Raw genomic sequence first — 25,855 nt, 5'->3', positions numbered from 1 at the left:
TCGGCATAAGCCGAGTCAGCCCCTCAGTCGGTTTTGCAATGCCTTCCGATCGACGACGAGCTTGTCGAGGTTCAGCAGGTCCGGCCGCTCACGTTGCGTCAACTGACGAACCAGCTCCCGCGTGGCGTCGACGACAAAGACGCCGCAATCATAGGTGTTGTCCTGCTGGGGCATCTGGGGCCACTCCAGGCGGGCGCCTAGCCGGCCTGCGAGCTGGCGTGCAGGTCCCGCATTGTAGCTCCCGCTGGAGTCGTAGTGATAGGCAACCGGACTGTGCCGGTTGTGGCGATCAACGAGCAGCAGCGACCAATGGCTGCCGCGGCGATCAGGATCTGTAGGATGGGCGTCGTTCACTGGCAGGAACAGGAAGTCGGCTGTATCGTGACCTTGCCGATCATGGACGATGTCGTTGAAGGCACTTAGCGTGTCGCCCCAGGACAGCTGACTGGCTACGAGGGGGTCCACGAACTCCGTCCGGCCGGCGAGATTCGGATTGGTCCTCCGCAACTCCTCCTCCAGGAGCTGATAATCCCTGAGAATATGCTCGTCGGTGAGCCATTCCGTGTCGCCGAGCATCAGCCGGCTCCGGCTGGACGAGGCTGTCGGACCCAAAGTCCCGATCTGAGCATTGGAGGTGGTCGGAAACGCCCGCCCAGAATCAACCACGTCGCGTAATTGGGACTGCGTGGGCGCAGTCAGATCAACCAATGGAAAACCGCCGTAGATGTCTGACGGAGCCCTGGCGGCGTGCATCATCGGCGCAAAGTGGGCAATGTCACGCAACTCGAAGGGTGCGGGCGGATTCGGATTAACCTCTGCCTCGAAACCGCGGTCAATGTCTGACAGCCTAGCGGATGGATCCTCAGGCGCCATCTGCTCGGTCAGCCAAGCCAAAGCTCCCTCGCCCAACGGGACCGGGATTGGGGCAAGCTCCTGCGGCGCTTCGAGCTGTCGAGCGCCGTGATGATGACCCGGTCCTGGCCTGGCAAACGGCGGCGGAACGTCAGGCGGCGGCCCCCAAGCAGTGTCACGCAACGCGAAGGATGCGGGCGAATCCGGACGCACCGCTGCCTCTAGACCGCCGTCGGTGTCTGAGCGGGCCCTGGCAAAATGCGCTAACTCTGCTTCCACGGTCGTTGAGGTGGACCAGCCAGGTTCCTGCCCTTCAGTTTGGACTATGTCCTGCACCTGCTGAGGGGGAATCCCGGGCCACCGCGGGCTGTCTTCCACCATCAAATGCAGACCATCGTAACCTTCCGGGAAGACCAATGGCCAACTGACAGCTCCCTGCGGCGCGCTGTGCTGCGCAGTGGCGTCCCCGAGGTATATCGCGGCCGCATGCGGCGCCGTGGCGTCTTCGTACCCGCTCTCCGGCAGCATCGGCTGCGCCTCCCGTGGTGATGCACCCAGCTGATGAGTGGGAGCCGGCGTCAGCAGGCGATCGCCTGAATTGCCGATCGCGCTCAGCTGCCGCTCGATGGCAACGCCTTGCAGCTGGTTGTCGGTCCTCGGCCTCTTCGCTGGCCTCCGCTCAGCTGGGTCATGCTCATCGTTGATCGGCAGCTGGCCAGCCTGCTCCGCCTCCAGCCAAATGCTGTTGGGATCGACCGCTTGCAATGGCCAAGGAACGGCTGCGCCTGGCTGATTGACACTGTCCGCTGGCGAATGGCGAGGTGAAGCGAGCATCTCCAGGAGCTCCGCCAAATTTTCGCCCGGCAGCTGGTCACCCAGGTCCCCGCTGTCCTGAAGCTCCGCCGAATTGTAGATCGGCTGCGAGGACATCGGTTCGTCATCCAGTAGCCGTCGAAGCTCCTCTGGGTCAACGCTTAAGCGCGGCGACCAGGCCAGATCATCCTCCGCGTGCCAAGGGCCTTCCGCGCTGGAAGCGCGCTCCGCCATGCGGTAATCACGGATGATGAGGTCCCCCTCGCTTGGCAGATTGCTCCTGGCAATCGCGCCCATCAGCTCGTCCGGGGATTGCCCGCGGTGTTGGCGCCAGGTCAAGGGACGAACGGACGCTCCGGGATCCGGTGCTCCGTGATGGCGCGCGGCCGGCTCGACAGATGACGACGGGCCGGGTTCGTCCACCCCCCCCAAAAGCAAATCCTGATCGCGGCCTTCCGCGGGAAGCTCCTCTGGCGCGACCGCCAGTTTCCGACGCCCTGTGCTGCGCAGTGGCGGCGTCGATGCGCCTTGGATCCATCAGTACCGCGTCTTCGGGATCGATGAGGGCCACGTTCTGGGGGGGAGGATTCAGCTTAGCGCGTTGTGAGATCGGCACGGCGCCCGTCGACCGCAAGGTCCGGAGATAGTCGATTGCCTGAAGGAGTGTCTTTGGATTACGCTGTCCGGTGAACTCAAGCACCTCACCGCCATCGGTCAGCGACCGGTTGTCGAGCCGAGCAAGAATGCTCGGTTTTTTTTCTGCGAAAAGCCAACGGCTAAAGCTACGAAGAGAACCTCCGTACAGCTCGGCAGCGGATTTGCTGAACCCGCCCATGATGAGGGCCTCCTCAAGCCCCGAAATAAGGGGAGCATCCTCGGAATAAAGAGGCTGCTTCCTCTGCCCTATCACAATCCCAGTTGACTGAGCCGGCTGCGGCGCCGAGGACGACGGTCCGGGTTCGTCCATCCGGCCCAAATCCTGATCGTAGCCTTCCGCAGGAAGCTCCTCTGGCCAACGGCCAACTTTCTGCGACGCACTGTGCTGCGCAGCGGCGTCGCCGACCCGCCTCGATTCCCTCAGGGCCGCGTCTTCGGGATCAATATGGCGCTCGAGCTCCATCGCCTCAGCGCCGGCCGACGATTTTCGGAGACGAGCCAGTGCGGCACCGATCCGCCGGTCACCCCCGGCGTCCTTCTTATAGCACTTGACATCTCCATCCAGCGCCCTGCCTGAAAGCCGACCAGCAATGCCCGGCTTGTTGTTTTCACGCAGGTAGTGACTGAAACTGCGAAGAACAGTTGCATCCTTCCTGATTTCAACCTTCTTGCCGGTTTCTGTCGCTGCTTCGTCTTTGTACTCTTTGACGAGAGCCGCATCCTGAGGATAAGGATTCAGCTCAGTGCGGCCTGCGATCGGCACGACTCCGCCCGTCGACTGCGAGGTCCGGAGATGATCTATTGCCGTAAGGACAGCCCTGGGATGCCCCTCTTCGATGAACTGGCGCGCATCGGTGATCAGCGACTCGTCGTTCCGCCGAGCAACAATGGCCGGTTTGTTATTTGCGAAGAGCCAGCGGCCAAAGCTGCGAAGAGTATATGCATTGGCCTTGGCAGTGTTCTTGGCGGCCCCACCGTTGATGAGGGCCTTCTCAAGCCCTGAAAAAAGGGCAGCATCCTCGGAATAAAAAGGCTGCTCGCTCTGGCCTCTAGATTGCTCGCTCTGGCCTCTCGGTTGTCGGAGATGAGCCAGCGCGGCTTGGATCTTCCGATTATAACCGGGGTGCGATTTATAGGCGTCGACATCTCCATCCAACGACGTGCCGTAAAGCCGGGCAGCAATGCCCTCCTTGTTGTTTTTACGCAGGTAGTCACTGAAACTTCTAAGAGCAACTGCGTTGCTTCTGGCGGTATCTGTCGCTACTTCGTTTTTATACTCATTGACGAGAGCCACGTCCTCGGAGTGTGGATTTGGCTCAGCGCGGCCTTTGACCGGCGCGTTTCCGCCCGTCGACTGCGAGGTCCGGAGATGATCTATCGCCGTAAGGACAACCCTGGGATGCCCCTCTTCGATGAATTGGCGCGCATCAGCGATCAGCGACTCGTCGTTCAGCCGAGCAACAATAGCTGGTTTGTTATTTGCCAAGAGCCAGCGGCCAAAGCCGAGAAGAGAATATGCATTGTTCTGGGCGGTGTGTTGGGCGGCCCCGCCCTTGATGAGGGCCTCCTCAAGCCCCCAAATAGCCGAAGCATCCTCGGAATAAAGCGGCGGTGGAGTTGACCGAGCCGGCTGCGGCGCCGAGGCGGCCGGCATTGCTCCACCACCTCCATCTGAATTGGCGATCTCGGTCAGTTGCCGCTCAAAGGTCGCCCCATCTGCGGACTGAACCGCGGGTGAGCTTGCTTGCGGGTCCGTGCTGTCCGATTGATCCCGCACCCAGTTGGTCGAGGGGAGATCCATCCGTTCTCACCTTCAAAAATATAGGCCGTTTAAAGCTGGGCCTGGATCTGACGTGCCGGGGGCCCAGCCCCCAACGGCTACCTACGCAGCGTGAGCATCGTGCGAATCGATGCTCGTCCAGTGCGATCAGCTCCACATATTTTGCTACGGAGCTGTCGAGAACCTGACGACGACAATGTGTCGCGCGAAGACAGCATGGTGCACGTCTTGCGCCCTCTGCGACCAAGCGGAAACGCTCGTACCTCTGCCCGTGATTTTGACAGGATGGGTCTGCCGGTCAGATTAGTTCCGGCAGGTGTTTCTGATCGATGAGGGCCTCGATACCGAAGGCGGGCTGCAAAGCATTTTTGCATGTCGGTTGCGGCCGGTGGTGTGCGGTGCAGCCACGTATAGAGGTGGATGAAGGCTAGCCCTGTTGGTTTTTGCCAAAGAACTCACACCGGCCATCCGATTAAGTTGTTCGTGGGTGCCTCGAACGAGAACGTGTGAAACAATTGTGCGCTACCGCGATGAACGGCCGGTCGCGGAAGGGCCGGCCCATGTCCGAAAGGCCACCGAGGCCGTCGAAACCCACACGAGTACCCGGAATCAGAGCTGAGTATACGGCGGCGTTTGAAACCGCGTTGACGGACCTTTTTTTGGTCCAGACGAAGAGCTCGGCTTTGTCATTGTACGCGTTGACGTAGGCCATCGATGTGTTCCTGAAGCTGTTTGAGGCTTGTAAAGGAAGTGCCGCTAAGCGACTGCACCTGCAAGATCGAAAAACATACCTCGACCCGCTTGAGCCAGGACGCACTTGTCGGCGTGAAATAGTTGCACGTTGGGGTAGGCCTTGAGCCAATGTTCGTTTTTCTTGTGGGCGTTGAGTAGTCGAGGATGACGTGAAGCGTTCGGCCCGGAAAGGCCGCGGTGACGCTGTTCAGGAAGCCGAGAAACTCGCCCGGCGACGCCGTTTTGAATGCGACGCGATGATCTTTCCGCGTTCCAGCCGATCGTGATCACCAATTCCTGCCGATCATGATCGCTGTTTCCCGCGATCGCGGTCGGGGGCAATCAGGAGGCGCGCACCGCTGACAGTCTGCAACCCGGGTAGCTTGGTCTTTTGCCTAACCGTAGAGGATCTAGATGCCACAGAGAGACTGTCCATGCGCCACATTCGCGAAGTTCTACGCCTGCACTAAAGCGTCGGCATATCGCAACGCGCCGTTGCCCGCAGCCTGAGCTTGGCCCAAAGCACGGTCAGCAAGTACCTGAACCGAACCCGCCGTGCCGGCTTGACCTGGCCGTTGCCGCCGGAGCAACTCGAGAACCGCCTGTATCCGCCACCATCCGATCGGCTCAGCGACGATTCCACAGCCCGAATGGGCGCTCATGCATCGCGAGCTGCGCCGCCCGCACGTTACGCTGATGCGGTTGTGGAAGGAGTATTGGGACGCAAGCGACGACAGCTTCAGCTATTCATGGTTCTGCGAACGCTAAGGAATGGGCCGGCCACCTCAAGCTGACTCTGCGCCAGATCCATGTCGCCGGCGAGAAGCTGTTCGTCGACTATTCCGGCCGCCCGATGGAGGTGGCTCAGCGGCGAGGTCCGCAGCATGCAGATCTTCGTCGTCGTGCTCGGCGCCTCGAACTACACCTACGCCGAAGCCAGCGTCAGCCAAGCCTGCCGGACTGGCTTGCCTCGCACGTTCGGGCATTCTCTTATTTCGGTGGCGTGGCCCGGCAGACGGTGAGCGACAATCTGAAGGCCGGCATCACCCGGGCTTGCTTTCACGAGCCGAAAGTCAACCGGACCTATGCCAATCTCGACCGGCATTACCTCTCCGCCAGGTGCCGCCACGGCCGTATCGGCCGCGACAAAGCCAAGATCGAAGTCGGGGAAACGGCCGTTCGGTGATCGCACAGGTGCTGGCCTACCTCGGCCGCTATACCCATCGCGTTGCAATAGCAAACAGCCGGCTCTCGCGAGCCAGGGATCCATCCCATTCAAGACTAACGGGAGATCGTCGATTTGCACGGAAATCTCGGCAGTCGGGGACGACGCGTCACCGGCGGCAAATGAACGAGGAACTCCGTCGCTTAATAATGAAAAATAGACGATCTTCAGTGCCTTCGCGCGCGCAACGTATTGCGGAATCAATTGAATGCGCTGCGAGCGGTGACGTGACCGATTCGCACTCAAGAAGTTAGTCTTTCAAAGCCTTGGCAAATTCACGGTTGCACATGTCTCGAGGACGAGTCTGTCATCAGGGACGGTCAGCAGCCCTCTATGCAGCAAGTATTTTTTCGCTGCTCTACGCTGGCTCCCGACGACGGCTGAATACTTGTTGAACTAACCCATTTCCTGCCTTTTCTATTCATCCCCGTCGCCGATCGCTTGTTGCGATTGGCGTTCGACGGGGGACAATCGTGGCGGGCACCTCACTCCATTCGGAAGCGTTCTCGCGTGGCGCGCGCATGCTGCGCACCGCGCTCGGCCCCGCGATCGCCACCTTCCTTGAAGATCCATCGATCGTCGAGGTGATGCTCAACCCCGACGGCCGGCTTTGGATCGACCGGCTGTCCGGCGGCCTGGAGGATAGCGGACGAACCATGTCCGCCGCCGACGGCGAGCGGATCGTGCGCCTGGTTGCGCACCATGTCGGCGCCGAGGTGCATGCCGAGAAGCCCCGCGTTTCGGCCGAGCTTCCCGAGACGGGGGAGAGGTTCGAGGGGCTTCTCCCGCCCGTCGTTGCGGCACCGACCTTTGCGATCCGCAAGCCGGCCGTCGCTGTTTTCACGCTGGATGACTACGCGACGGCTGGCATCATGACGGCCGGGCAGGCGGGTCTGCTCCGCGAAGCCGTCGCTGCCCGCAAGAACATCCTGGTCGCCGGCGGCACCTCGACCGGCAAGACCACCCTCACAAACGCACTGCTGGCCGAGATCGCCGGCACCACCGATCGTGTGGTCCTCATCGAGGATACGCGTGAGCTGCAGTGCCGCGCCCCGAATCTGGTCGCGCTGCGCACCAAGGACGGCGTTGCGTCGCTATCCGACCTCGTCCGCTCCTCTCTACGTCTGCGCCCCGACCGGATTCCGGTTGGTGAGGTGCGGGGCAGCGAAGCTTTGGAGCTCCTCAAGGCTTGGGGCACGGGCCATCCAGGTGGGATCGGAACGATTCACGCCGGCACGGCGCTGGGCGCTCTTCGTCGCCTCGAGCAGCTCATCCAGGAAGCCGTCCTCACCGTTCCCAAGGCGCTGATCGCCGAGACCATTGATCTCGTCGCGGTGCTGCGGGGCCGTGGCAGCGAACGCCGCCTCGCCGAACTCGCTCTCGTCGCCGGCCTCGATCCCGCCACCGGCGATTACCGCGTCCAGTCAGCCGAGACGGGCGGCCAATCCTCGCTTTCCAAGGAGCCATCATGATCCAGTTCCCTTCCGCGATCCGCCATGTTCGCGGTCGCTTCACCGAGCTTGCGGCGATTGCCTTCATCTCCATCGCCTTTGCCCCCGCGGCCTACGCTTCCGGCTCCTCAATGCCGTGGGAGACGCCGCTCAATCAGATCCTGGAGTCGGTGCAAGGTCCGGTCGCCAAGATCATGTCGGTCATCATCATCACCGTGACCGGCCTGACACTCGCGTTCGGCGATACGTCGGGCGGTTTTCGCCGGCTGATCCAGATCGTTTTCGGCCTGTCGATCGCCTTTGCCGCGTCGAGCTTCTTCCTGACCTTCTTCAGCTTCTCCGGCGGAGCCTTGGTCTAATGGCCGCGATCGTCGATCCCGAGGTGCCGGGCTTCTTCGCGCCGATCCATCGCGCGCTCACCGACCCGATTCTGATGGGCGGCGCGCCCCGTACGGTTGCGATCGCCAACGGCACGTTGGCGGCCGCCATCGCGCTCGGCCTCCACCTCTGGATCCCCGGCGCGCTGATTTGGGCCGTAGGCCATGCCGCGGCGGTCTGGGCGGCCAAGCGCGACCCGCAGTTCGTGGACGTCGTTCGACGTCACCTCCGCTATCCGTCGTACCTCGGCGTGTGAGGCTTGCATGCTGAACCTCGCCGAATATCGCAATCGGCCCCACGGTCTCGCCGACTTGCTGCCCTGGGCCGCTTTGGTCGAGAAGGGCGTCGTCCTCAACAAGGACGGGGCGTTCCAGCGCACCGCGCGCTTTCGTGGTCCGGATCTCGACAGCGCGACGCCTGCCGAGCTGGTCGGCGTGACGGCGCGTCTCAACAATGCACTCCGCCGTCTCGGCTCAGGCTGGGCCATCTTCGTCGAGGCCCAGCGCATCGCTGCTCAGACGTATCCGCACAATACCTTTTCTGATGCCGCATCAGCACTGGTCGACTTGGAGCGACGGGACGCTTTCGAGGAGGCGGGTGCGCATTTCGAGAGCCGCTATTTCCTGACCTTTGTCTGGCTACCGCCGGCCGAGGACGCCTCGCGCATCGAGGGCTGGCTCTATGAGGGCCGTACGCAGAGCGGCGTCGATCCCCACGAGCTGCTGCGTGGCTTCGTCGATCGGACCAACCGCGTCCTGCAACTGGTCGAAGGGTTCATGCCCGAGGTGGCGTGGCTCGACGACGGCGAGACGCTGACCTACCTGCATTCGACCATCTCGACCCGGCAACAGCGCGTACGTGTCCCCGAGACGCCCATGCATCTCGACGCGTTGCTCGCGGACGAGCCGCTTGCCGGCGGCCTCGAGCCGCGCCTGGGCCGCCACCACCTTCGCACGCTGACCGTGGTCGGCTTTCCGACCGTCACCCATCCTGGGATCCTGGACGAACTGAACCGGCTTGCCTTCCCCTACCGCTGGTCGACCCGCGCGATCCTCCTCGACAAGACCGAGGCGGTGCAGTTGCTGACCAAGATCCGCCGCCAGTGGTTCGCCAAGCGCAAGTCGATCGCCGCCATCGTCAAGGAGGTGATGACCAACGAGGCCTCGACCCTGGTCGATAGCGATGCAGCGAACAAGGCCGCCGATGCCGATCTCGCCTTGCAGGAACTGGGCACCGACGATTTCGGCCAGGCCTATGTTACTGCGACCGTTACCGTCTGGGACGAGGATTCCGGTCTCGCCGCCGAGAAGCTGCGCCTCGTTGAGAAGGTGATCCAGGGGCGCGACTTCACCTGCATGGTGGAAGGGGTGAACGCGCTCGAAGCCTGGCTCGGCTCGCTGCCGGGGCACGCCTACGCCAACGTCCGCCAACCGCCGCTCTCGACATTGAACCTCGCCCACATGATCCCGCTTTCGGCGGTCTGGGCCGGGCCGGACCGCGATGAGCATTTCCGCAGCTCGCCACTTTTCTTCGGCAAGACCGAAGGCTCGACGCCGTTTCGCTTTTCGCTGCATGTGGGCGACGTCGGCCACACCCTGATCGTCGGCCCGACCGGCGCCGGTAAGTCAGTGCTGCTAGCGTTGATGGCGATCCAGTTCCGCCGCTACCGCAAAAGCCAGATCTTCGCCTTCGATTTCGGCGGTTCGATCCGCACGGCGGCGCTTGCCATGGGCGGCGACTGGCACGACCTCGGCGGAAGCCTGTCGAACAGTGCTGAGGACTCCGTTGCTCTCCAACCGCTCGCGCGCATCGGCGATGCAGCGGAGCGCGCCTGGGCGGCCGAGTGGGTGACCGCGATCCTCGCCAAGGAAGGCGTCACCATCGATCCGACCGTGAAGGAGCACGTCTGGTCGGCGTTGACCTCGCTGGCGTCTTCGCCGGTCGAGGAGCGCACGATCACCGGCCTGACGGTTCTGTTGCAATCGACCGCGCTCAAGCAGGCGCTGCAACCTTACTGCGTCGGCGGCTCCTCCGGCCGCCTGCTCGACGCAGAGGCCGAGCACCTCGGCTTTGCGTCGGTGCAGGCGTTCGAGACCGAGGGCTTGATTGGTGCGGGCGCGGCGCCCGCCGTCCTTACCTACCTCTTCCATCGCATCGAGGGACGACTCGACGGCCGGCCGACCCTTCTCATCATCGATGAGGGTTGGCTCGTTCTCGACGATCCGGCTTTCGCCCAGCAGCTTCGAGAATGGCTGAAGACATTAAGGAAGAAGAATGCTTCCGTTGTCTTCGCAACCCAATCGCTTTCCGACATCGACGGCAGCAACATCGCACCCGCAATCGTCGAGAGCTGCCCGACACGCATCTTCCTGCCGAATGAGCGCGCGATCGAACCGCAGATCACCGCCATCTACCAGCGGTTCGGCTTGAACGATCGCCAGATCGAGATCATCGCGCGGGCGACGCCGAAGCGGGACTATTACTGCCAGTCTCGGCGCGGCAATCGGCTGTTTGAGCTCGGCCTCGGACCGGTTGCGCTCGCCTTCTGCGCCGCGTCCTCCAGGGACGATCATGCCGCCATCGAGCGGCTGCTCGCCGAGCACGGCCGCGACGACTTCACGACCGCCTGGCTCGCGGATCACGAGCTGCTTTGGGCCGCCGATCTCATTCCTGACCTAACCAACCTGGAGGTGCAATCATGACCACTCTTGAAGTGCAGCACGCTGCCTTGGCCGCTGTGACCGCTCTCTCGCTTGCCTTCTCGACCTTGCCGTCTTTGACGACGCCAGCCTCTGCGCAATGGATTGTCTACGATCCCTCCAATTTCAGCCAGAACGTGCTGACCGCGGCGCGCGAACTGCAGCAGATCAACAATCAGATCCAGATGCTGACCAATCAGGCCCAGAGCCTGGTGAATCAGGGAAAGAACCTCGCCAACCTGCCGTTGTCGACGCTGACCCAGCTTCAGGCACAGGTCGCACGGACTCAGTCCCTGCTGAGCCAGGCCCAGAACATTGCCTTCAACGTCGAGCGTATCCAGACGGCGTACTCTAGCGTCTACGGCACGGCGGCGGCCACGGGCTCCAATGCGACAATGTTTGCGGCGGCTCAAAGTCGTTGGCAGAATTCGGTCGGCGCTTTCGAAGACTCGCTGAAGGTGCAGGCCGGCGTCGTCGGCAATATCTCGACCAATTCCAGCGCAATGAGCTCGCTGGTTACCGCCAGCCAGTCGGCAAGCGGCGCTCTCCAGGCCGCTCAGGCCGGCAATCAGCTCCTGGCCCTGCACTCCCAGCAGCTCTCCGATCTTGTCGCGGTGCTCGCCGCAAAGGGGCGGGCGGATGCATTGGAGCAAGCGCGCGTGACGGCGGCCGAATCGCAGGGCCAGCAGCAGTACAAGATCTTCTCGACGCGTAGCGGCTATCAGCCCGGCAACGTCACCATGTTCAGCGGCAACTGAGGCACCGACTATGGAGCGCTCGGATATCCTTCGCGCAGGCGCGATGATCATTGCGTTCGCGATTTTCCTCGCGGCGCTGCACGCCATCCACCGGCGTCCGGCGGAGCGGCCTGTATCTGACGCCCCCTCTGTCTCCGCTCCCGATGATCTCTCGGCCGAGCTGCGCCGCTGCGGCGCGCTTGGCCCCCAGGATGCCGAAGATCCGCACTGCCAGGCGGTCTGGAAGGAGAACCGCGCGCGCTTCTTCGGCGGGCCGGCGCGGCCACTTCTGCCGCAGGCCGCGTCGGCCACACAGCCGACGACGAGTGTTCCACAGGGAGAGAAGCCGTGAACAACGTCGGCGTCATCGATACCTTTCTCAATACCTTCACGACCTACATCGAATCAGGTTTCGGCCTGATCAAGGGCGAGGTCACGTATCTCTCGTCGACGTTGATTGTCATCGACATCACGCTCGCGGGCCTATTCTGGGCCTGGGGCGCAGACGAGGACATTCTCCAACGGCTGGTGAAGAAGACCCTCTACATCGGTTTCTTTGCCTTCATCATCACCAACTTCACCAAGCTCTCGGGCATCATTTTCAATAGCTTCGCTAGTCTCGGATTGAAGGCCGGCGGCTCGTCGATCTCGACCGCGGACTTCCTGCGGCCCGGCCGGCTTGCGCAGGTCGGCCTCGATGCCGGGCAGCCGTTGCTCGACTCCGCAAGCCAGATGATGGGCTTCACCAGCTTCTTTGCGAACTTCGTTCAGATTGCCGTGCTGATGGTGTCCTGGCTGCTGGTGCTAATCGCCTTCTTCATTCTGGCGGTGCAGCTGTTCATTACGCTGCTCGAGTTCAAGCTGACGACGCTTGCCGGTTTCATCCTTATTCCGTTCGCGCTTTTCAACAAGACCGCCTTCCTCGCAGAGAAGGTGCTGGGCAACGTCGTTGCCTCCGGCGTGAAGGTGATGGTGCTTGCTGTCATCGTCGGCATCGCCACCGGGCTCTTCACCCAGTTCACCACCGCCTATGCCGGCGGGCAGCCGACTATCGAGCAGGCGCTCTCTGTCGTGCTCGCGGCGCTAGCGATGCTCGGCCTCGGCATCTTCGGTCCCGGGATAGCGACGGGGCTTGTCTCGGGGGCGCCGCAGCTTGGCGCGGGCGCTGCTGTCGGTACGGGCCTTGCCGTCGCCGGCACGGCAATGGTCGGTGGCGCAGCGCTCGGTTTGGCCGGAAGGGGAGCTATGGCAACTAGCTCCGGTGCTGCGGCCGCCGCGCGTGGTGGTGCTGCGATGGCGGGCGGTGTGTCCTCCGCCTACAGCCTCGCGTCGGCCGGTCGGTCCGGCGCTGGCGGCGTCGCATCCGGTCTCGGCGGCGCGGGCCGTGCGGCGGCTAGTCACGCGGCAACTCCCGTCAGACGCGCCGCTGCGCGAGCAACGGGGGCAATGACGGAGAGTTTTAGCTCTGGTGCCCGTGCCGGTGTCGCCAACACCGGTGGCTCCTCGACGATGGGGACCATCGGGAGTGCCGAGGCCGCAAGCGACGGAGCGGCATCTCAAGCAGCGAGCGAGAGCGCTCCGCCTGCCTGGGCCCAGCGCGTCAAGCGCAATCAGACCGTCATTCACGGCGCCCAGACCGCCGCGCAAGCCCTCAAATCCGGCGACAGCCATGGTGGCGGCCACTCCGTCGAGCTTTCAGGGGGAGAATAACCTATGTCGATCTTCAGCCGATCGTCCGTGCGCTACGGCCGCACGCCCGAACCCGAAACCCCCTACCAGCGCGCGGCGCAAGTTTGGGACGAGCGCATCGGCTCCGCCCGTGTGCAGGCCAAGAACTGGCGGCTGATGGCCTTCGGTTCGCTGATCCTCGCTTCTGGCCTCGCCGGCGGTCTCGTCTGGCAATCTACCCACGGCACCGTCGTTCCCTGGGTGGTGCAGGTCGACAAGCTCGGCGAGGCGCAAGCTGTTGCGCCTGCCACCGCCGACTACAGGCCGAACGACCCGCAGATTGCCTGGTATCTCGCCCATTTCATCCAGATTGTGCGCTCGCTTCCGGCCGACCCGATCATCGTGCGGCACAACTGGCTGCAGGCTTATGATTTCACGACAACGGCGGGCTCGGTTGCGCTGAACGACTACGCCCGCGCCAATGACCCCTTCGCCAATCTCGGTAAGCAGCAGGTCGCGATCGACGTCTCCAGCGTCATCCGCGCCTCGCCCGACAGTTTTCGCGTGGCCTGGGTCGAACACCGCTATCAAGACGGCGCGCTCGCCGGCACCACACGTTGGACCGCGATCCTCACCGTTGCGATTCGGCCGCCCACCGATGCCGACCGGCTGCGCAAGAATCCGCTCGGCGTTTACGTCAACGCCATCAACTGGTCGAAGGAGTTGGGACAATGACCCCGCCGATCTTCTCGAAAGCCGGCGGTCCGGCTTCGCCTTTCTTCATCGTTCAGCAAAACCGGAAAAACGGCGATACGTGCTTCCGTAAATCCGCCTTTGTGGCTTTGCTGATGTCCGCATCACTGCTTGGTGGCTGCGCGCACAATTTTATCCCGCCCGACATCAATTACGACACCGCGGAGCCGGCGACGCTTACCGCTGATCCGCCGCCGCCCGTCCAGATCGTGGAATTGCCAAAACCCCTGCCGCTGCCCGGGCAGTTGAAACCGCTCGGGGCCGGCAAACGCGTCCCGGAAGCCGCCGATCCAAAGGTTCGCGTCAAGCAGGCCAACGCGGCGGCACGCGTGCAGCCGGTCCGCAATGGTTTCATCAACGCGGTACAGGTCTATCCGTTCTCTGGCGGAGCCCTCTACCAAGTCTATACGGCGCTCGGTCAGATCACCGACGTGGCCCTCCAGGAGGGCGAGCAACTCGTCGGCTCCGGTCCGGTCGCCGCGGGCGACACCGTGCGCTGGATCATCGGCGATACCGAGAGCGGCGCAGGCCCGACCAAGAAGATCCACATCCTGGTCAAGCCGACGCGGCCCGAATTGGTCACCAATCTCGTGATCAACACCGACCGGCGGACCTACCTCCTCGAACTGCGTTCGACGGAGAAGACTTACATGGCCTCGGTCTCCTGGCAGTATCCCGAGGACCAACTCATTGCGCTTCGGCGGCAGAATGCGGCCGCTGAAACAGCAGCGCCCATTGCAACTGGCGTCGATCTCGCCGCGATCAACTTCCGCTACGCGATCGAGGGCGACGATCCGGCTTGGCGTCCGCTGCGTGCGTTCGACGACGGAAACAAAGTCTACATCGAGTTTCCGAGCGGCATCGTCCAAGGCGAAATGCCGCCGCTGTTCGTCATCGGTCCGGCCGGCGGGTCCGAACTGGTGAACTACCGCGTGAACCGCAACTACTACATCGTCGACCGCCTGTTTGCTGCCGCCGAATTGCGTGTTGGCGATAAGGACAGCGAGCGGCGCGTGCGCATAGTCCGTACCGACGGAAGGCCGCGCTCATGGCGATAGACAGCGGACACGAACGCCAGGGCGACATCCCGGCCGTCGCGCCGCCGGACTTTCGGCTCCGAGGCGAGCGGCCCCGTGTGACACGGCTCTCGCGCAAGGTCCTGATCGGACTCGGCGCGGTTTCAGCCCTCGCAGTTGCGGGCGCGCTCGGCTACGCGCTGCAGACCGGCAATAAGCAGCAGACGGGCCAAGAGTTGCTCAGCACCCAGAATCGGCCTTCGGCCGAGGGTCTAGCTGGGTTGCCGAAGGACTACACCGGTCTGCCGCGTCAAGCACCGCCGCTCGGGCCGCCGCTACCCGGCGACCTCGGCAAGCCAATCCTCAACGCAGGCGCCGCGCCGAACACCGTGATCCCCGGAACGACGCCTGATCCGGAGACGCAGCGCAGATCCCAGGAAATCGAGGCGGCGCGGGTCAGCCGCCTCTTCGCCCAAACGGCTCAGCAACCACAGAGCGTCGGCCAACTCGTCCCGAATACGCCGACCACAACCGCGACGTCACCAACGGGGACACCACCCGTCGATGCCGGATCGGCCCAGAACATGCAAGACTGTAAGACGGCCTTCCTCGCTGCTGCGACGGACAAGCGCACGGTCAGTCCGGACCGGCTCGAAGCCAAGGCTTCACCTTATGTCGTGCAGGCCGGCACTGTGATCCCGGCCGCGCTCATCACGGGCATTCGGTCCGATCTGCCTGGCCAGGTCACCGCTCAGATCACGGAGGCGGTCTGGGACAGCCCGTCCGGCAAATATCTTTTGATCCCCCAGGGCGCGAAGTTGATAGGTCAGTACGATAGCTCCGTCGCGTTCGGCCAGAGCCGCATCCTCTTGGTCTGGACCCGAATCATCATGCCGGACGGTCATTCGATCGTGCTGGAGCGCCAGCCTGGTGCTGACACCGGTGGCTATGCCGGACTCGAGGATGAGGTCGACAACCATTGGGGCATGCTGTTCAGGGCCGCCGTCCTCTCGACAATGCTCAGCGTGGGAGCGGAGGCGGGCACCAGCCAGAATGAAAACAACCTCGTCCAAGCGATCCGCAGCGGCGCGTCCAACAGCATCAGCCAGACCGGCCAGCAGATCGTGCAACGCCAGCTCAACATCCAGCCAACGCTGACCATCCGGCCAGGTTTCCCGGTGCGGGTCATCGTTACGCGGGATTTGGTATTGGCTCCGTACGGAAAGGGAGGAACGCCATGACGAAGCTCAAGCTTGGGCCGCTCGAAGACCACAAGCCGGTCAAGCTCACGATCGAGTTGCCGGCGGCGGTCTTCAGAAACCTCAAAAGCTACGCCGAGATTCTGACGCGCAGCGGAGGCGCGACGACGCCAACTGAGCCTGCCAAATTGATTGCGCCGATGATCGAGCGTTTCATGGCAACTGATCGCGCGTTTGCTAAGGCCCGGCGGAATGTTGCTCAGCCTGCACAAACAGCAGTGGAAAGATCCGGGTAGCGCTCGCGAAGTAGGTCCAGAAACGGACGCAATGATGGATTTCCGTTGGCCTTCCGCCAATAGGCGTGAAAGCTCAGCCGCGTCGGTCCGTTGGTATCATGCACCTCGCGGAAAGTGACACCCGGATAGGATGCGCCAGTTGCACTTTCCAATGCAAGCAGAATACCCCAGCCCACACCCACCAAAGAGAGAAGCCTGTCGAGCCCCACCTCATGCCGAAGCAGCGTACAAGGATCGGAAGGTCCTAATTTGCTGATGAGGAGCTTGAGGAGTTCCGGTCCAGGGCCACGCTGTGACATCAAAAGTGGTTCGCGCCTCAGTTCGCCCCAGTGAACTACGTCACGGCCGGTCAGCAGATGGTTCGCGGGGAGGGCGGCAACAACACGCTCGCTCCAGAGCAGCAATGACCTGTCGCTCCATTTCGGATTGGGCTCGGCCACGATGGCGACGTCAATGGTGGAGCTGGCTAGGTGCGCAATCAGATGATCGCTTGCTTCCTCGACCATCCGTCGGTCGACATCGGGAAAGCGGTCCCTGTGCTCGAGGAGTGTAGCTCTGAGATTGCCGGCTGAGAGGGAGGTGTGAATGCCGACGGTCAGCCGACCACTCACGCCGCGGGAGCGGCTCCTGAGACGAGCCGTCATTGCTTCAGCTTCGCGTAGGAGGCGCCTTGCATCCTCAAGGAAGTCTTGACCCTCCACGGTTGGTCGCGTTCCGCCGTTGGTGCGCTCGAAGAGCTTGCTACCCACCGCGTCCTCGAGATTTTGCAGGCAGCGACTGAGCGTTGGCTGCTTGATTCTGAGCGTCTCTGCCGCTTGGCGGAGGCTTCGATGCTGGGAAACGGTGATTGCCCACCGCAAATCGCGAAATTGCACGGTCGAAGCGCACCCCCCTAACTCGCGCGGTTTGGTCCAATGCCATCGCGGTTGCGACCAATCGCAAATTCAGCTTGCCAGTGGAATGTGCTTCCGAATTAATTGCAAGCAATGTTTCACTCGAAATGGGTAGAACTGGGAACATCCATTTTCGTGGCCCCGTCCTGTGCGAGACTGCCCAGGCCACTCACTTGCCGCCTGCGGTCCAGGACAGCGCGCGACCAAACCGACGGCGGTGAGTCTCTGACAGTTTATGGTGGGTGTCTGCCTTTGACCAAAACTCACCAGCCACATGAAGGCGAGCAACGCACTCGGTCCGATACCCCTTTTGCTGACGTTCGGCCGCTAAACATAGCCTTATCGGACGAGTTCGGTGTTCTAAGTCCCGTTCAGTGGATGCGCAAATGCCGTAGTTATTTCTTCCTGCCACGTGGACGCGTTGCCTTGCGATTTTTAGGCAAGGTCTTGGCAGACCTTGCACCTTTTGGCGGCCGAGCAAACAAATCGGACAAATGGACGCCCAGCGTTTCGGCTATGCGGTCGAGAAGATCAATTGTCGGGTTCTTCGACTGCCGCTCCAGACTACTCATGTAGGACCTGTCAATCCCGGCGTCGTAAGCCAATTTCTCTTGCGAAATTCCTTGGTCTACGCGGATCCGACGAACATTCCAGGCTACAATCGCACGAGTTTTCATAGGCCAACTCATGCCATTTGAGGAAGGCGTCAAACCACGGGCTATAGCCCTACTATTGGCTCTTTCTCGGCGTGCTCGACGTTATCTGATCTCAAACTCAGCCGCGCCTGGAATCGATGCCATCATCATAATTGGGCAGGTCGCTGCGATTTAGTGTTGCCCTTGACAAATTCTTCTTCAGCGCCTTCCATTGTCTTGGCACTACAGCAGTTCATCTCGCCCTCAGGCGACCATCAAATCGCTCCGCATCTAGCTATTGCACGGCCCCGGCCCATTGATTGCGTTTTACAGTCCTTGCGGGACCTCTGTCCCTTTCCAAAATTGGCCGGATAGATGCCCGCAATAAGCATATTGATACGTACTCTCGTCACGTTTATGGGTCGACTATTGCAAAGGCCTCGATTTCCACGAGCTAGCATGGAGGTCACTTGGACTAGCGTCGAAGCGGGTCTTACGGCATCGAAGACCTCAAGGTGCGCTTTCGCGACCTGATCTGCGTCCTCGATATTTCTGAGATATGCAACTATTCGAACAACATCGCCCAGATCTGCTCTCGCGGATGTAAGCGCCGCCTTGATGATAGCCAGAGCGGCTGTAGCTTGGTCGTAGGCACTCCTCCCTTCGTGGGGTGCTGGCGCGGAGGTGCCGGAAACATGGACCTGGCCGTTCTTCGCTACGAGAGTAGCCAAATATGTTTTCGTATGCCCGCCGGATGAGATGTTTTGGCGCTTCGGTTTGCGTTCGGTGGCAGTAGTCATTACAGCTCCTCTATAGTCCTGTGGCGTCACGGAGACGGTACCATCCCTCTACGACGGGGACGGCCGGCCCGGCGAATACTTGGAAGGTGTGGCTCGGAAACGAGAGCTCGTTGAAGGCGGATCGTCCTTGCGGATTGCCAAGCATCTGAAGGGCAATCTTGCGGCCAAAATGGGTGGATCGCGATACTCCATCGAATACGGTATCAGAGCCTGCGCTTGCGCCTCAGTGCCTTCGGAGACATCGTGTCCGTGGTCATTTCCGACGTTACGTCGTTCAATCGCCGGGATGCGTCGTTCAGGTTGCTGTTCGACAGTAATCCGATGCCGATGTGGGCGTTAAATGCCGAGACAATGGACTTCAGACGCGGCAGTGCAGCACTATGGCCATACTCGCGAGACCATTCCTGCGAATGAAAGTTCAGGAGATCTGGCCAGACGACGAATGGGTCAGCTATACCCGGGCGCTGCGAGAAGCGGGCGACATCTCTCAGTCCGAACATCCCTGGCGCCATGTCAGAGCTGATGGCGCTGAGATTTCTGTGCTGACCTTTGGGCGACGCCTGATGATTGAGGGGCGCGAAGGGTATCTGGTCGTGGTGGTCGACATCAGCGAACGGCGCAAAGCCGAGGCCCGTATCGCCCATATGGCACTTCACGACGGGCTGACCAACCTCGCCAACCGCGCACTCCACCAGAGGTGGCTCGGGGATGCGCTTGAAAGGGCTAATGCAGCTGGTAACCGCGTCGCGGTGCTGTGCATCGACCTTGACCTCTTCAAGAACGTCAACGATTCGTTCGGACATCCCATCGGCGATCACATGCTCGAGCAGGTGGCCGACCGGCTGCGGTCCAGGGTCGCCGGAAACAATCTGGCGGCACGGCTCGGTGGCGACGAATTTTCGATCATTCTCACGGATGATACCTCGCCGACGCATGTGAGCCAATTCGCGGCCGACCTGATCAGGACGTTGAGTGCGCCTTACGAGATTGACGGCAATCAGGTCATTATCGGTGCCTCGGTCGGAATCGCGCTGTCACCAGGCGATGGCACGACCAGTGCCGAACTGATTCGTAACGCCGATATGGTGCTCTATCGCGCCAAAGAGGATGGCGGCGGAACGCATCGCTTCTTCGAGCGGGAGATGGATCAGCAGGTGCAGCGACGGCGCGAGATGGAGCTTGATCTGCGCCGTGTCTTTGCTGGTCACGAATTCGAGCTGCACTATCAGCCCCTGGTTGATATCGCGAGCGACAAGATCTCTGGCTTTGAGGCGCTTCTGCGCTGGCCGCACCCTGAGAAGGGCATGATCTCGCCGGCCGAGTTTATTCCCCTTGCGGAGGAAATCGGGCTGATCGGGCCCCTCGGAGAATGGGTGCTGCGCGAAGCCTGTAACGAGGCGGTAAAGTGGCCTTTAGAGATCAAGGTCGCGGTCAACCTGTCGCCGGTGCAATTCCGTAGCCGCAATCTGGTTCAGGTGGTGATTCAGCGCTGGCGAATTCCGGCTTGACCCCGAAACGGCTCGAGCTTGAAATCAAGCTCGATTGGCTTCGTGCCGAGGGTTGCAACGAGGTGCAAGGATTCTTGTTGAGCGGCGCCAGGCCAGCCGCCGAAGTGGAGCAGCTCTTGTTTCGCTTTGGCGCAAGGGCGTCCGAGGCGGCATGATCGCCGTGCCGCAGCAACAGCTTCGTCACGTTGAGGCTTCGCAAATCGAACCCGATCAGGCCACGAGGTTGTCCGGAGCCGTCTCTGCCCCCCAGGAGTTGATCTCCGACACTTCTCGCGCGCCTTCACTGCGGGAAGGCGTGGTGCCAAGACGTCAATGGGGCTTCAGCGCTCTTGGCGGCAGCCGGCACCAGATGCACGATCCGATACCCGTTCTGATGCAGGTAGCGCAGGAACGCAGGCAGCATGGTCGCCGTCCGCGTCTGGGCATCATGCAGCAGAATGATGCCCTTACGAGCGGCCTCGAGCCGCTCGATCAGGATTGTGAGCTCCTGCTCTGGAGTTATGTTCTCCCAATCGCTCGCCCAAAGGTCAGCTCCGAACACGACAATTCCGCGCGCCTGCAAAAGATCGAGCGTCGCAGGTGTCGCGTCGAAGTAGGGGAACCGGAAGAACGGCGTCGAGGGCATTTTGGTGGACACACCGTTGAGCGCCATTTCGACGGCGGCGATACCGCGCTCGATGTTCTCTTTCGCCTGCTCGAACGAGGTTTTCGACATCATCGGATGCGACCAGCTGTGGTGCGCAACGGTGTGGCCCTGGGCGGCCATACGCCGCACGAGCTCGGGAAATTCCGCCGAGGATCGGCCCACCAGAAAGAACGTGGCTCGCGCGCATTCCTGTGCGAGCGCAGCCAACACCTTATCCGTGTTCGGCGGCCGCGGTCCGTCATCGAAGGTGAGGACGACTTCATAGTCCGCCAGAGGAAGCGTCTCTGGAAAGTTCTTCAGCCCCACGCGCGGGAAGAGCGCGGCATCGACAGCGAGCACCCGCGCCGTGCCGAGCGCATCCCGCCGATTGCAGCTAGAGGCGTCTGTCACGGCAGTACCGGCGAGCAACGCCAGCCCAGCGCGGCCGATGCGAAAAGCTAATCTAGGCAGGCGCAGCTCTGTCATTGCGCGTTAGTGCGACCTCGATCGGTTGGTGAGCCCGTGGTGCTCAGCAGACTATCTGATCGGCATCGAGGGATTTCAGCGCATCGAGGCTATGTCGTGCGCAGAAAGGTCGTCGAACGTCCGCTATCCGCTCGAACCGTTCCCGCTGCCTGACTTGCTTGAGCTGGGGGGAGGCGGCTTAGCTCGGTCAATCGCTGCTGTTCGTCTTCCGCAAGATCAGTGCGCTCCGCGTCTGCGGCACGCGCGGCCGCGTGTCAGCGGGTACGACGGCGTACCCCTTGGCTGTTCCGGGCATTCGAACTCTGATGATCTTCACTGCGGCGGCGTATATTTCCGGATCGGCTTGTGAGAGGCCCGGGGCGGCCTGGATAACACCCGAGCTGACGAGTGAGCCGCAGATGTCTCACGTGGCTCGTCGAGCAACGCAGCAGTTGAGCAGCTTCGCTTTCCGTCCACATCTGCGAGTTCGGTTTGATTCTAAGCTTCATCGCGCGATTCAAACACGGTGCACCCTTGTGCGTCGATATAATTAATGACTCAATACGTGTTATACACAACAATACAACTTAAACGTTGACATGGCCGAACGGTATTTCCTATCGTCGCGTCCAGAAAACCTCGTACGGCAGGCGTAGTCGTTTTTGCCCAAAGTCCGGAGTCCTCGCGCGTATGTCCACTGGCGCAAGCCTAAAGGCTCCGAGGGAGCGCCTGTCGTTGCTTATTTCTGGCTCCGGACGACTATCTCGATCTCAGAAAGATCGACGGAGAAAACGACAGTGAAAGCGGTAACAAAACAGAAGGCAGACAGAGCTTGCGCCAAAGAGTTGAAGATTTTGGCGCGGGTCGAAAAGGATCTCGAAAATGCACGCGGCTCTGGAGCGGTTAAAGACGTCTTCCTTGGGTTGGAGGAAATCTACTCGATGCACATGCGCACCGAGCATCAAAGCGTCCGAGCAAAATGCGAAGCCATCTTGCGCGCCGGCAGTTTGCCGAAGGCGTAACTGACGACGCGTAGAGCGCTCCGTAGGTAGCGCTCTACGCATTTGAGCAACGCGGCCGGCAAAAGTCGGCATCTGATGGCCCCGGCACGCTCCTAAAAGGTGGTAATAACCCGTGCGAGACCTGATCGTCGAAGCCTTTGACAGCGTCATCCGCCGCGAGATCGCGGAAGCGGACGACGTTCGCAAGGAAATCGCCCAGCGCGGCGCCTATTGGGCCGGCGGCGAGATATGGAAGCTGCGCCGCCAAGCCGCCGCGCTGCGCAAGCGTATCGCGGAACTTGAAGAAACCGACGCGTGATCTCAGCAGACCGCGAGTATCTCCTCGATGCCCTTTAGAACCGTGGCTTCAATCGCTTCGCGCGGCGCCGTGCGCCGGTCATCACAGAGACCAGTTTCCTTCATGCGCGTGCAGATCTACTGCCTCAGCAGTCATCCACTGCTCGCGCGGGACTTCGCGGCTGATGCGCTTGCCGGTCTCGGGCTCTTTGATGAACCTTTGGCCGTTCCAGATGATGCGCCCGGCGTACAGCTCATTCGGAGGGTGCAGTTCAAGCGCTTGCGGCTACCGTCAGTGGTCGAGGCGTTCCAGGCGCCGCCACGTGGCCCGGGTACGCCTTTCTTGTTCAAGGCAGCTGCGATGTCGCGAGGCGAGTTGCCGCTTTCAACGGCTTCTTCATCTGAGGTGTTAGACTCACGAAGGCTTTTCCTTGCCGACGCATTCGATGAGGAAGCGTGACAGCGCTTCGAATGTGTGAAATCGGTTTATGGAGCGGCCCTTATAGACTTCCTTGGAGAACCAGAACATGCGACGACTGAAGGTGAGCCACGCCGAGGGCATCAAGACATAGTCGAAGATCGCTTCGTTCTTCTCGTCCAGCCGAACCGCGATACAACCCATCCCTTCGGCCACCTCACGCGGTATTGCAGCGTCCAGCGCAAGGGCCGGCTTTCATAGTAGCGGCATCTCGCGACCCGAAAGACGACATTCACGGCATTATCTATTCGAAGACATTCAGTCGAAGCATTAAGGGTGGCAAGGCGACCAAGTCTCTCGAAGGCGTCTCGAAGGCGAGCAGCATTGCTAAGCTGAAGGGCGGCCCATCGTTGGTGCGCGGCGTATTTGTCAAACCATCCTTGATTGCCGTTGTACCCGATGAGACGATAGATGTTCCGCAGCGCGCCGAAGTGCAAAAGATACGAGGACATGGACGGCAGGCCTGGACTTGAATTGATAATCGTCTTACTAAGCTTGCCTTTCTTCATCAGGACCTTACGGAGCCGAAGCAACATTTCCTCTTCGGGAATGCTGACGCGCCCCTCACCCATAATCTTTTGCGCGCGCCGGAATGCGTCGCGATGGACGATAGGTTCGATAGCATTCTCTTTTCTGATCCAGAGCTCCCTTGGGTTGCGCGTGACCTTGGCGCCAAGTTTCCTGCTTTTACGATTGTAGGTCAGAACGCCGATATAAGCTTCGTTCCGGAGGAGGTCACCGACAGCCTTTCCAAGCCACGGTCTTCCCTGGCTATTCAAGATCCCTCGCTGGTTGAGCTCTCGGGCAATGGTGGCCTGCGATTTGTGACGGAGATATTCGTGGAGAATCCAATTCACGATCTCCACTTGATCGGGCGCGCCGGGGATGAGCTTGACATGGTCGGTAAGCAGAGATTTGCGCTGGCCGATCGTTAAAATGCCCTTCGGCCTGCATTGATCGTCAACGAGACGCCGTTGGAACGCGTAAGCCGTAGGGCCGCCCATTTTGAAGCCGCGATTCGTCAGTCGGACTGCCCCTGCGAAAGCTTTGGCGGAGAGTTCCCGACTGAACTCAGCTGCCATCACTCTCTTAATATTCTTCATGATGCTGGCGAGAAGGCTTCCGTCATTGTCGAATTGCTCCGCGCAATAAGCAACCTAGACGCCCGCCTTGCGGCAGATGAACTCGTAGTGCGCGCTCTCGTCAACGTCCTGAAAGCGTCCCCACCGGCTCACGTCGAAGACAAGCTGATGAGCGAAGTCAGCGCGTCCCAATTGCACGTCGTCAACCAGTTCGGTAAGGCCCACCCGGTTTTCGATTTTGAGGCCACTTTCTCCCTCGTCACGATAGGTGCGGACGATGGTTAGCTTGTGAAGTTCGGCGTAGGTCGCGATGACCACTGCCTGATTCTCAATCGAGTATTGCTGGTAATCCGTCGACATGCGGACATACTGCGCCGCCCGTAGCGCTTTCTGCGACTGAGGCAGACGTTTCGCGTGTATAACAAGGGCGTTCCCCATGTTGCCTCCCCACGGCGATATCGCACCGCGCCGTATTGCGCATCGCAAACCATTTAGGCGCATCATCAAGTCCGCGCCATCGGAAAGTGTATTCAGAAAGAGTCAACTGCTATGTCGTTTTTCTTGAAAGCACGTTGCGGCGGGCGAAGCGAGCTGCAGAGAAATGCGGGTTTGCGCTTTTGGGCCCGTAGCCGACATGTCCGGCGCAGCTCTTTCGTCTGCTTCTGACGAGGCAACCAGCAGGATATCGTCGTTGTCCTTGTCGATGATGTTGAACGCCCATCCATCATGGCTGTGGCGATCGCCACGTCGGCCTTCTTCTCCTTATTGCCGCTATTCTTGTTGTAGACGTGGGTCTTGAAGCCGGCCTTGTCGACCATCTTCCAGAATGAGTCGCCGGGAGGAGGTGAACCCCACATACCGCCCGTCAGCTGGCAAACCGACAGCCCTGGCAGCAATTTAGGATTGGATGAATTCTTCAAGCTCGTCGATCATCTGTTTACCGGGTTTGATTCCTCCGAAAGGATATCAATGGCCTCGAGCCTTGCGTCATACTCCTCGTATGTGCCGAGCAGGGCTCGGCCAACTGTCAAGTTGTGCACGGGATCGATAATCGAGGGGGAGTCGTAAGTTAGGGAGGTTGGTCCAGTAAATAGAACTTCTTCGCCACGCTCGTCGCGTCGCAACGTTCGGTCCGTACACCATTTGACGAGTTGCGTGACCTCTCCCTTCCCGGACTCAATGATGGGCGGCAGCTGCCGAACCGAGTAGAAATTCGTCCGCGCAGAATACATCTGCCGCGAATCCGAGCTCATGCGCTCGTCTGGTTGAGCGGTAAGGGTCAGCAGGCGCTTGCCTTTCGGACGCTCGAGCGTACCCTGAATTAGACCGCCTTCTCTGATCAGTCTAATGTGCGCCAGCTTTTTTGGAGCACCAAGAACCTCTCGTCCCGAGGCGAGAGCTGCATCATTTACCGTCACGTAAATGTAAGGGATGTAGTAGCCAGTCTCGCCGTCGGGATCACGAACTTGAATTCCTGAATAGCACTCCAAGTATGGCCCGACAGTGCTTGAGCGATAGCTCGCGACCCCCACAATGGCGATTGCAGGGTTTGCTGCAGGTGCTAGCTCCTTCGGCAATAAACAATTCGCCTCGTGCCCCACGCTGAACATAAGGTTTATGGCTTGGCAGCCGAGAAACGCACTGCCACGATTTTTGCCCCCATGGTAAAGAGGCGCATCAAGCGGAATGCCTTTGACGTCGGGCATCGCATCCTCCTTGATCTCAGAATAATTCGCGCGGTTGGAGATTGAGCTATTCATCTCACCGCGCCTCTCCGGTTGTTGAAGCGCCCCTGAAGCGACTGTACTGCGCTGG

Annotated in this window: 27 protein-coding genes and 2 pseudogenes; 18 read left to right on the top strand and 11 right to left on the bottom strand. The window is 61.0% G+C overall.

All coding sequences use genetic code 11. The features are described 5' to 3' along the window. Positions 1-15 precede the first annotated feature (15 nt). From ABIA42_RS30585 to ABIA42_RS30575, 3 genes and pseudogenes are all read right to left on the bottom strand, one after another. Positions 16-1,962 carry a Ulp1 family isopeptidase gene (locus tag ABIA42_RS30585; protein WP_370157186.1) on the bottom strand — a complete coding sequence of 649 codons (1,947 nt, stop codon included), beginning with the start codon at positions 1,960-1,962 and terminating at the stop codon, positions 16-18. Continuing rightward, positions 1,907-4,123, bottom strand: a complete 2,217-nt coding sequence (locus tag ABIA42_RS30580) for a hypothetical protein (protein WP_370157184.1) — start codon at positions 4,121-4,123, stop codon at positions 1,907-1,909. Before ABIA42_RS30580 ends, ABIA42_RS30585 begins: the two co-directional genes overlap by 56 nt. Before the next feature lie 602 nt (positions 4,124-4,725). Further along, positions 4,726-5,102: pseudogene (locus ABIA42_RS30575) on the bottom strand (transposase); the annotation flags it as partial. A gap of 616 nt (positions 5,103-5,718) precedes the next feature. On the opposite strand from ABIA42_RS30575, the gene ABIA42_RS30570 reads away from it, so the two are divergent. From ABIA42_RS30570 to ABIA42_RS30505, 14 genes are all read left to right on the top strand, one after another. Beyond that, positions 5,719-5,856 (top strand): hypothetical protein, encoded by a 138-nt coding sequence (locus ABIA42_RS30570; RefSeq protein ID WP_370118174.1) that lies wholly within the window; start codon positions 5,719-5,721, stop codon positions 5,854-5,856. Next, positions 5,853-6,020: a hypothetical protein gene (locus tag ABIA42_RS30565; RefSeq protein WP_370118177.1), complete on the top strand. Its 168-nt coding sequence runs from the start codon at positions 5,853-5,855 to the stop codon at positions 6,018-6,020. Before ABIA42_RS30570 ends, ABIA42_RS30565 begins: the two co-directional genes overlap by 4 nt. Continuing rightward, positions 5,954-6,313 (top strand): transposase, encoded by a 360-nt coding sequence (locus ABIA42_RS30560; protein ID WP_370143700.1) that lies wholly within the window; start codon positions 5,954-5,956, stop codon positions 6,311-6,313. The genes ABIA42_RS30565 and ABIA42_RS30560 overlap by 67 nt, the downstream gene beginning before the upstream one ends. A 219-nt stretch (positions 6,314-6,532) precedes the next feature. Then, positions 6,533-7,531 carry a P-type conjugative transfer ATPase TrbB gene (gene trbB / locus ABIA42_RS30555; protein WP_370118179.1) on the top strand — a complete coding sequence of 333 codons (999 nt, stop codon included), beginning with the start codon at positions 6,533-6,535 and terminating at the stop codon, positions 7,529-7,531. Continuing rightward, positions 7,528-7,869 (top strand): TrbC/VirB2 family protein, encoded by a 342-nt coding sequence (locus ABIA42_RS30550; RefSeq protein WP_161532512.1) that lies wholly within the window; start codon positions 7,528-7,530, stop codon positions 7,867-7,869. The genes trbB and ABIA42_RS30550 overlap by 4 nt, the downstream gene beginning before the upstream one ends. Continuing rightward, positions 7,869-8,144 carry a VirB3 family type IV secretion system protein gene (locus ABIA42_RS30545; RefSeq protein WP_370118183.1) on the top strand — a complete coding sequence of 92 codons (276 nt, stop codon included), beginning with the start codon at positions 7,869-7,871 and terminating at the stop codon, positions 8,142-8,144. Before ABIA42_RS30550 ends, ABIA42_RS30545 begins: the two co-directional genes overlap by 1 nt. Before the next feature lie 7 nt (positions 8,145-8,151). After that, entirely contained in the window at positions 8,152-10,590 is a 2,439-nt protein-coding gene (gene trbE, locus ABIA42_RS30540) for a conjugal transfer protein TrbE (RefSeq protein WP_370118186.1), read from the top strand. After that, entirely contained in the window at positions 10,587-11,345 is a 759-nt protein-coding gene (gene trbJ, locus ABIA42_RS30535) for a P-type conjugative transfer protein TrbJ (RefSeq protein ID WP_370118189.1), read from the top strand. Before trbE ends, trbJ begins: the two co-directional genes overlap by 4 nt. A gap of 10 nt (positions 11,346-11,355) precedes the next feature. Then, positions 11,356-11,676: a putative entry exclusion protein TrbK-alt gene (gene trbK-alt, locus ABIA42_RS30530; RefSeq protein ID WP_370118192.1), complete on the top strand. Its 321-nt coding sequence runs from the start codon at positions 11,356-11,358 to the stop codon at positions 11,674-11,676. Beyond that, positions 11,673-13,034 (top strand): P-type conjugative transfer protein TrbL, encoded by a 1,362-nt coding sequence (trbL, locus tag ABIA42_RS30525; RefSeq protein ID WP_370118195.1) that lies wholly within the window; start codon positions 11,673-11,675, stop codon positions 13,032-13,034. The genes trbK-alt and trbL overlap by 4 nt, the downstream gene beginning before the upstream one ends. A 3-nt stretch (positions 13,035-13,037) precedes the next feature. Beyond that, positions 13,038-13,727, top strand: a complete 690-nt coding sequence (gene trbF / locus ABIA42_RS30520; protein WP_370118198.1) for a conjugal transfer protein TrbF — start codon at positions 13,038-13,040, stop codon at positions 13,725-13,727. After that, positions 13,724-14,803: a P-type conjugative transfer protein TrbG gene (gene trbG / locus ABIA42_RS30515; protein ID WP_370118201.1), complete on the top strand. Its 1,080-nt coding sequence runs from the start codon at positions 13,724-13,726 to the stop codon at positions 14,801-14,803. The genes trbF and trbG overlap by 4 nt, the downstream gene beginning before the upstream one ends. Further along, entirely contained in the window at positions 14,794-16,002 is a 1,209-nt protein-coding gene (locus ABIA42_RS30510; protein WP_370118204.1) for a TrbI/VirB10 family protein, read from the top strand. Before trbG ends, ABIA42_RS30510 begins: the two co-directional genes overlap by 10 nt. Further along, positions 15,999-16,256 carry a DUF2274 domain-containing protein gene (locus ABIA42_RS30505; RefSeq protein WP_271581262.1) on the top strand — a complete coding sequence of 86 codons (258 nt, stop codon included), beginning with the start codon at positions 15,999-16,001 and terminating at the stop codon, positions 16,254-16,256. Before ABIA42_RS30510 ends, ABIA42_RS30505 begins: the two co-directional genes overlap by 4 nt. On the opposite strand, the gene ABIA42_RS30500 is transcribed toward ABIA42_RS30505, so the two are convergent. From ABIA42_RS30500 to ABIA42_RS30490, 3 genes are all read right to left on the bottom strand, one after another. Continuing rightward, positions 16,220-17,131, bottom strand: coding sequence for a LysR family transcriptional regulator (locus ABIA42_RS30500; RefSeq protein WP_370118207.1), 912 nt, complete (start codon positions 17,129-17,131; stop codon positions 16,220-16,222). The two genes, ABIA42_RS30505 and ABIA42_RS30500, sit on opposite strands and share 37 nt — an antisense overlap. 413 nt (positions 17,132-17,544) lie before the next feature. Further along, on the bottom strand, positions 17,545-17,826 hold the full coding sequence (locus tag ABIA42_RS30495) for a helix-turn-helix domain-containing protein (RefSeq protein WP_370118210.1): 282 nt from the start codon (positions 17,824-17,826) through the stop codon (positions 17,545-17,547). 233 nt (positions 17,827-18,059) lie between these two features. Further along, positions 18,060-18,584: a Rid family hydrolase gene (locus ABIA42_RS30490; protein WP_370118213.1), complete on the bottom strand. Its 525-nt coding sequence runs from the start codon at positions 18,582-18,584 to the stop codon at positions 18,060-18,062. Between the two features lie 204 nt (positions 18,585-18,788). On the opposite strand from ABIA42_RS30490, the pseudogene ABIA42_RS30485 reads away from it, so the two are divergent. Then, positions 18,789-20,247: pseudogene (locus tag ABIA42_RS30485) on the top strand (putative bifunctional diguanylate cyclase/phosphodiesterase); the annotation flags it as partial. Positions 20,248-20,372: 125 nt separating this feature from the next. On the opposite strand, the gene ABIA42_RS30480 reads toward ABIA42_RS30485, so the two are convergent. Further along, positions 20,373-21,203: a polysaccharide deacetylase family protein gene (locus ABIA42_RS30480; protein WP_370118216.1), complete on the bottom strand. Its 831-nt coding sequence runs from the start codon at positions 21,201-21,203 to the stop codon at positions 20,373-20,375. A 776-nt stretch (positions 21,204-21,979) separates the two neighbouring features. On the opposite strand from ABIA42_RS30480, the gene ABIA42_RS30475 reads away from it, so the two are divergent. The 3 genes from ABIA42_RS30475 to ABIA42_RS30465 all read left to right on the top strand — a co-directional run bounded on the left by ABIA42_RS30475 (position 21,980) and on the right by ABIA42_RS30465 (position 22,940). Further along, positions 21,980-22,204, top strand: a complete 225-nt coding sequence (locus ABIA42_RS30475) for a hypothetical protein (protein ID WP_370118219.1) — start codon at positions 21,980-21,982, stop codon at positions 22,202-22,204. A gap of 112 nt (positions 22,205-22,316) precedes the next feature. Then, positions 22,317-22,502: a hypothetical protein gene (locus ABIA42_RS30470; RefSeq protein ID WP_370118222.1), complete on the top strand. Its 186-nt coding sequence runs from the start codon at positions 22,317-22,319 to the stop codon at positions 22,500-22,502. 102 nt (positions 22,503-22,604) lie between these two features. Then, positions 22,605-22,940 (top strand): hypothetical protein, encoded by a 336-nt coding sequence (locus tag ABIA42_RS30465; protein WP_370118225.1) that lies wholly within the window; start codon positions 22,605-22,607, stop codon positions 22,938-22,940. Positions 22,941-23,041: 101 nt separating this feature from the next. Here the strand turns inward: ABIA42_RS30465 and ABIA42_RS30460 are convergent, their stop codons facing one another. The 4 genes from ABIA42_RS30460 to ABIA42_RS30445 form a co-directional block, all read right to left on the bottom strand. Continuing rightward, positions 23,042-24,040: a recombinase family protein gene (locus ABIA42_RS30460; RefSeq protein ID WP_370118228.1), complete on the bottom strand. Its 999-nt coding sequence runs from the start codon at positions 24,038-24,040 to the stop codon at positions 23,042-23,044. A 75-nt stretch (positions 24,041-24,115) separates the two neighbouring features. Then, positions 24,116-24,478, bottom strand: a complete 363-nt coding sequence (locus ABIA42_RS30455) for a recombinase family protein (protein ID WP_370118231.1) — start codon at positions 24,476-24,478, stop codon at positions 24,116-24,118. A gap of 92 nt (positions 24,479-24,570) precedes the next feature. Beyond that, positions 24,571-24,960: a hypothetical protein gene (locus ABIA42_RS30450; RefSeq protein WP_370118234.1), complete on the bottom strand. Its 390-nt coding sequence runs from the start codon at positions 24,958-24,960 to the stop codon at positions 24,571-24,573. Positions 24,961-24,969: 9 nt separating this feature from the next. After that, complete coding sequence (locus ABIA42_RS30445) at positions 24,970-25,800, bottom strand: acetoacetate decarboxylase family protein (RefSeq protein ID WP_370118237.1); 831 nt, start codon at positions 25,798-25,800, stop codon at positions 24,970-24,972. Between the last annotated feature and the right edge of the window lie 55 nt (positions 25,801-25,855).

Source organism: Bradyrhizobium sp. USDA 327, assembly GCF_041262065.1.
In the GTDB taxonomy this organism is placed as follows: Bacteria; Pseudomonadota; Alphaproteobacteria; order Rhizobiales; family Xanthobacteraceae; genus Bradyrhizobium; species Bradyrhizobium liaoningense.
Note: the sequence above shows the minus strand (reverse complement) of the source record. Positions and strands in the feature narration are given on the sequence as shown.

Excerpts from the sequence above, each read along its gene's own strand:
- ABIA42_RS30585 (WP_370157186.1), bottom strand. The coding sequence starts at position 1,962 with ATGGGCGCGATTGCCAGGAGCAATCTGCCAAGCGAGGGGGACCTCATC.
- ABIA42_RS30580 (WP_370157184.1), bottom strand. The coding sequence starts at position 4,123 with ATGGATCTCCCCTCGACCAACTGGGTGCGGGATCAATCGGACAGCACG.
- ABIA42_RS30570 (WP_370118174.1), top strand. The coding sequence starts at position 5,719 with ATGCAGATCTTCGTCGTCGTGCTCGGCGCCTCGAACTACACCTACGCC.
- ABIA42_RS30550 (WP_161532512.1), top strand. The coding sequence starts at position 7,528 with ATGATCCAGTTCCCTTCCGCGATCCGCCATGTTCGCGGTCGCTTCACC.
- ABIA42_RS30545 (WP_370118183.1), top strand. The coding sequence starts at position 7,869 with ATGGCCGCGATCGTCGATCCCGAGGTGCCGGGCTTCTTCGCGCCGATC.
- trbE (WP_370118186.1), top strand. The coding sequence starts at position 8,152 with ATGCTGAACCTCGCCGAATATCGCAATCGGCCCCACGGTCTCGCCGAC.
- trbJ (WP_370118189.1), top strand. The coding sequence starts at position 10,587 with ATGACCACTCTTGAAGTGCAGCACGCTGCCTTGGCCGCTGTGACCGCT.
- trbK-alt (WP_370118192.1), top strand. The coding sequence starts at position 11,356 with ATGGAGCGCTCGGATATCCTTCGCGCAGGCGCGATGATCATTGCGTTC.
- trbF (WP_370118198.1), top strand. The coding sequence starts at position 13,038 with ATGTCGATCTTCAGCCGATCGTCCGTGCGCTACGGCCGCACGCCCGAA.
- trbG (WP_370118201.1), top strand. The coding sequence starts at position 13,724 with ATGACCCCGCCGATCTTCTCGAAAGCCGGCGGTCCGGCTTCGCCTTTC.
- ABIA42_RS30510 (WP_370118204.1), top strand. The coding sequence starts at position 14,794 with ATGGCGATAGACAGCGGACACGAACGCCAGGGCGACATCCCGGCCGTC.
- ABIA42_RS30505 (WP_271581262.1), top strand. The coding sequence starts at position 15,999 with ATGACGAAGCTCAAGCTTGGGCCGCTCGAAGACCACAAGCCGGTCAAG.
- ABIA42_RS30495 (WP_370118210.1), bottom strand. The coding sequence starts at position 17,826 with ATGAAAACTCGTGCGATTGTAGCCTGGAATGTTCGTCGGATCCGCGTA.
- ABIA42_RS30490 (WP_370118213.1), bottom strand. The coding sequence starts at position 18,584 with ATGACTACTGCCACCGAACGCAAACCGAAGCGCCAAAACATCTCATCC.
- ABIA42_RS30480 (WP_370118216.1), bottom strand. The coding sequence starts at position 21,203 with ATGACAGAGCTGCGCCTGCCTAGATTAGCTTTTCGCATCGGCCGCGCT.
- ABIA42_RS30465 (WP_370118225.1), top strand. The coding sequence starts at position 22,605 with ATGCGCGTGCAGATCTACTGCCTCAGCAGTCATCCACTGCTCGCGCGG.
- ABIA42_RS30460 (WP_370118228.1), bottom strand. The coding sequence starts at position 24,040 with ATGGCAGCTGAGTTCAGTCGGGAACTCTCCGCCAAAGCTTTCGCAGGG.
- ABIA42_RS30455 (WP_370118231.1), bottom strand. The coding sequence starts at position 24,478 with ATGGGGAACGCCCTTGTTATACACGCGAAACGTCTGCCTCAGTCGCAG.
- ABIA42_RS30445 (WP_370118237.1), bottom strand. The coding sequence starts at position 25,800 with ATGAATAGCTCAATCTCCAACCGCGCGAATTATTCTGAGATCAAGGAG.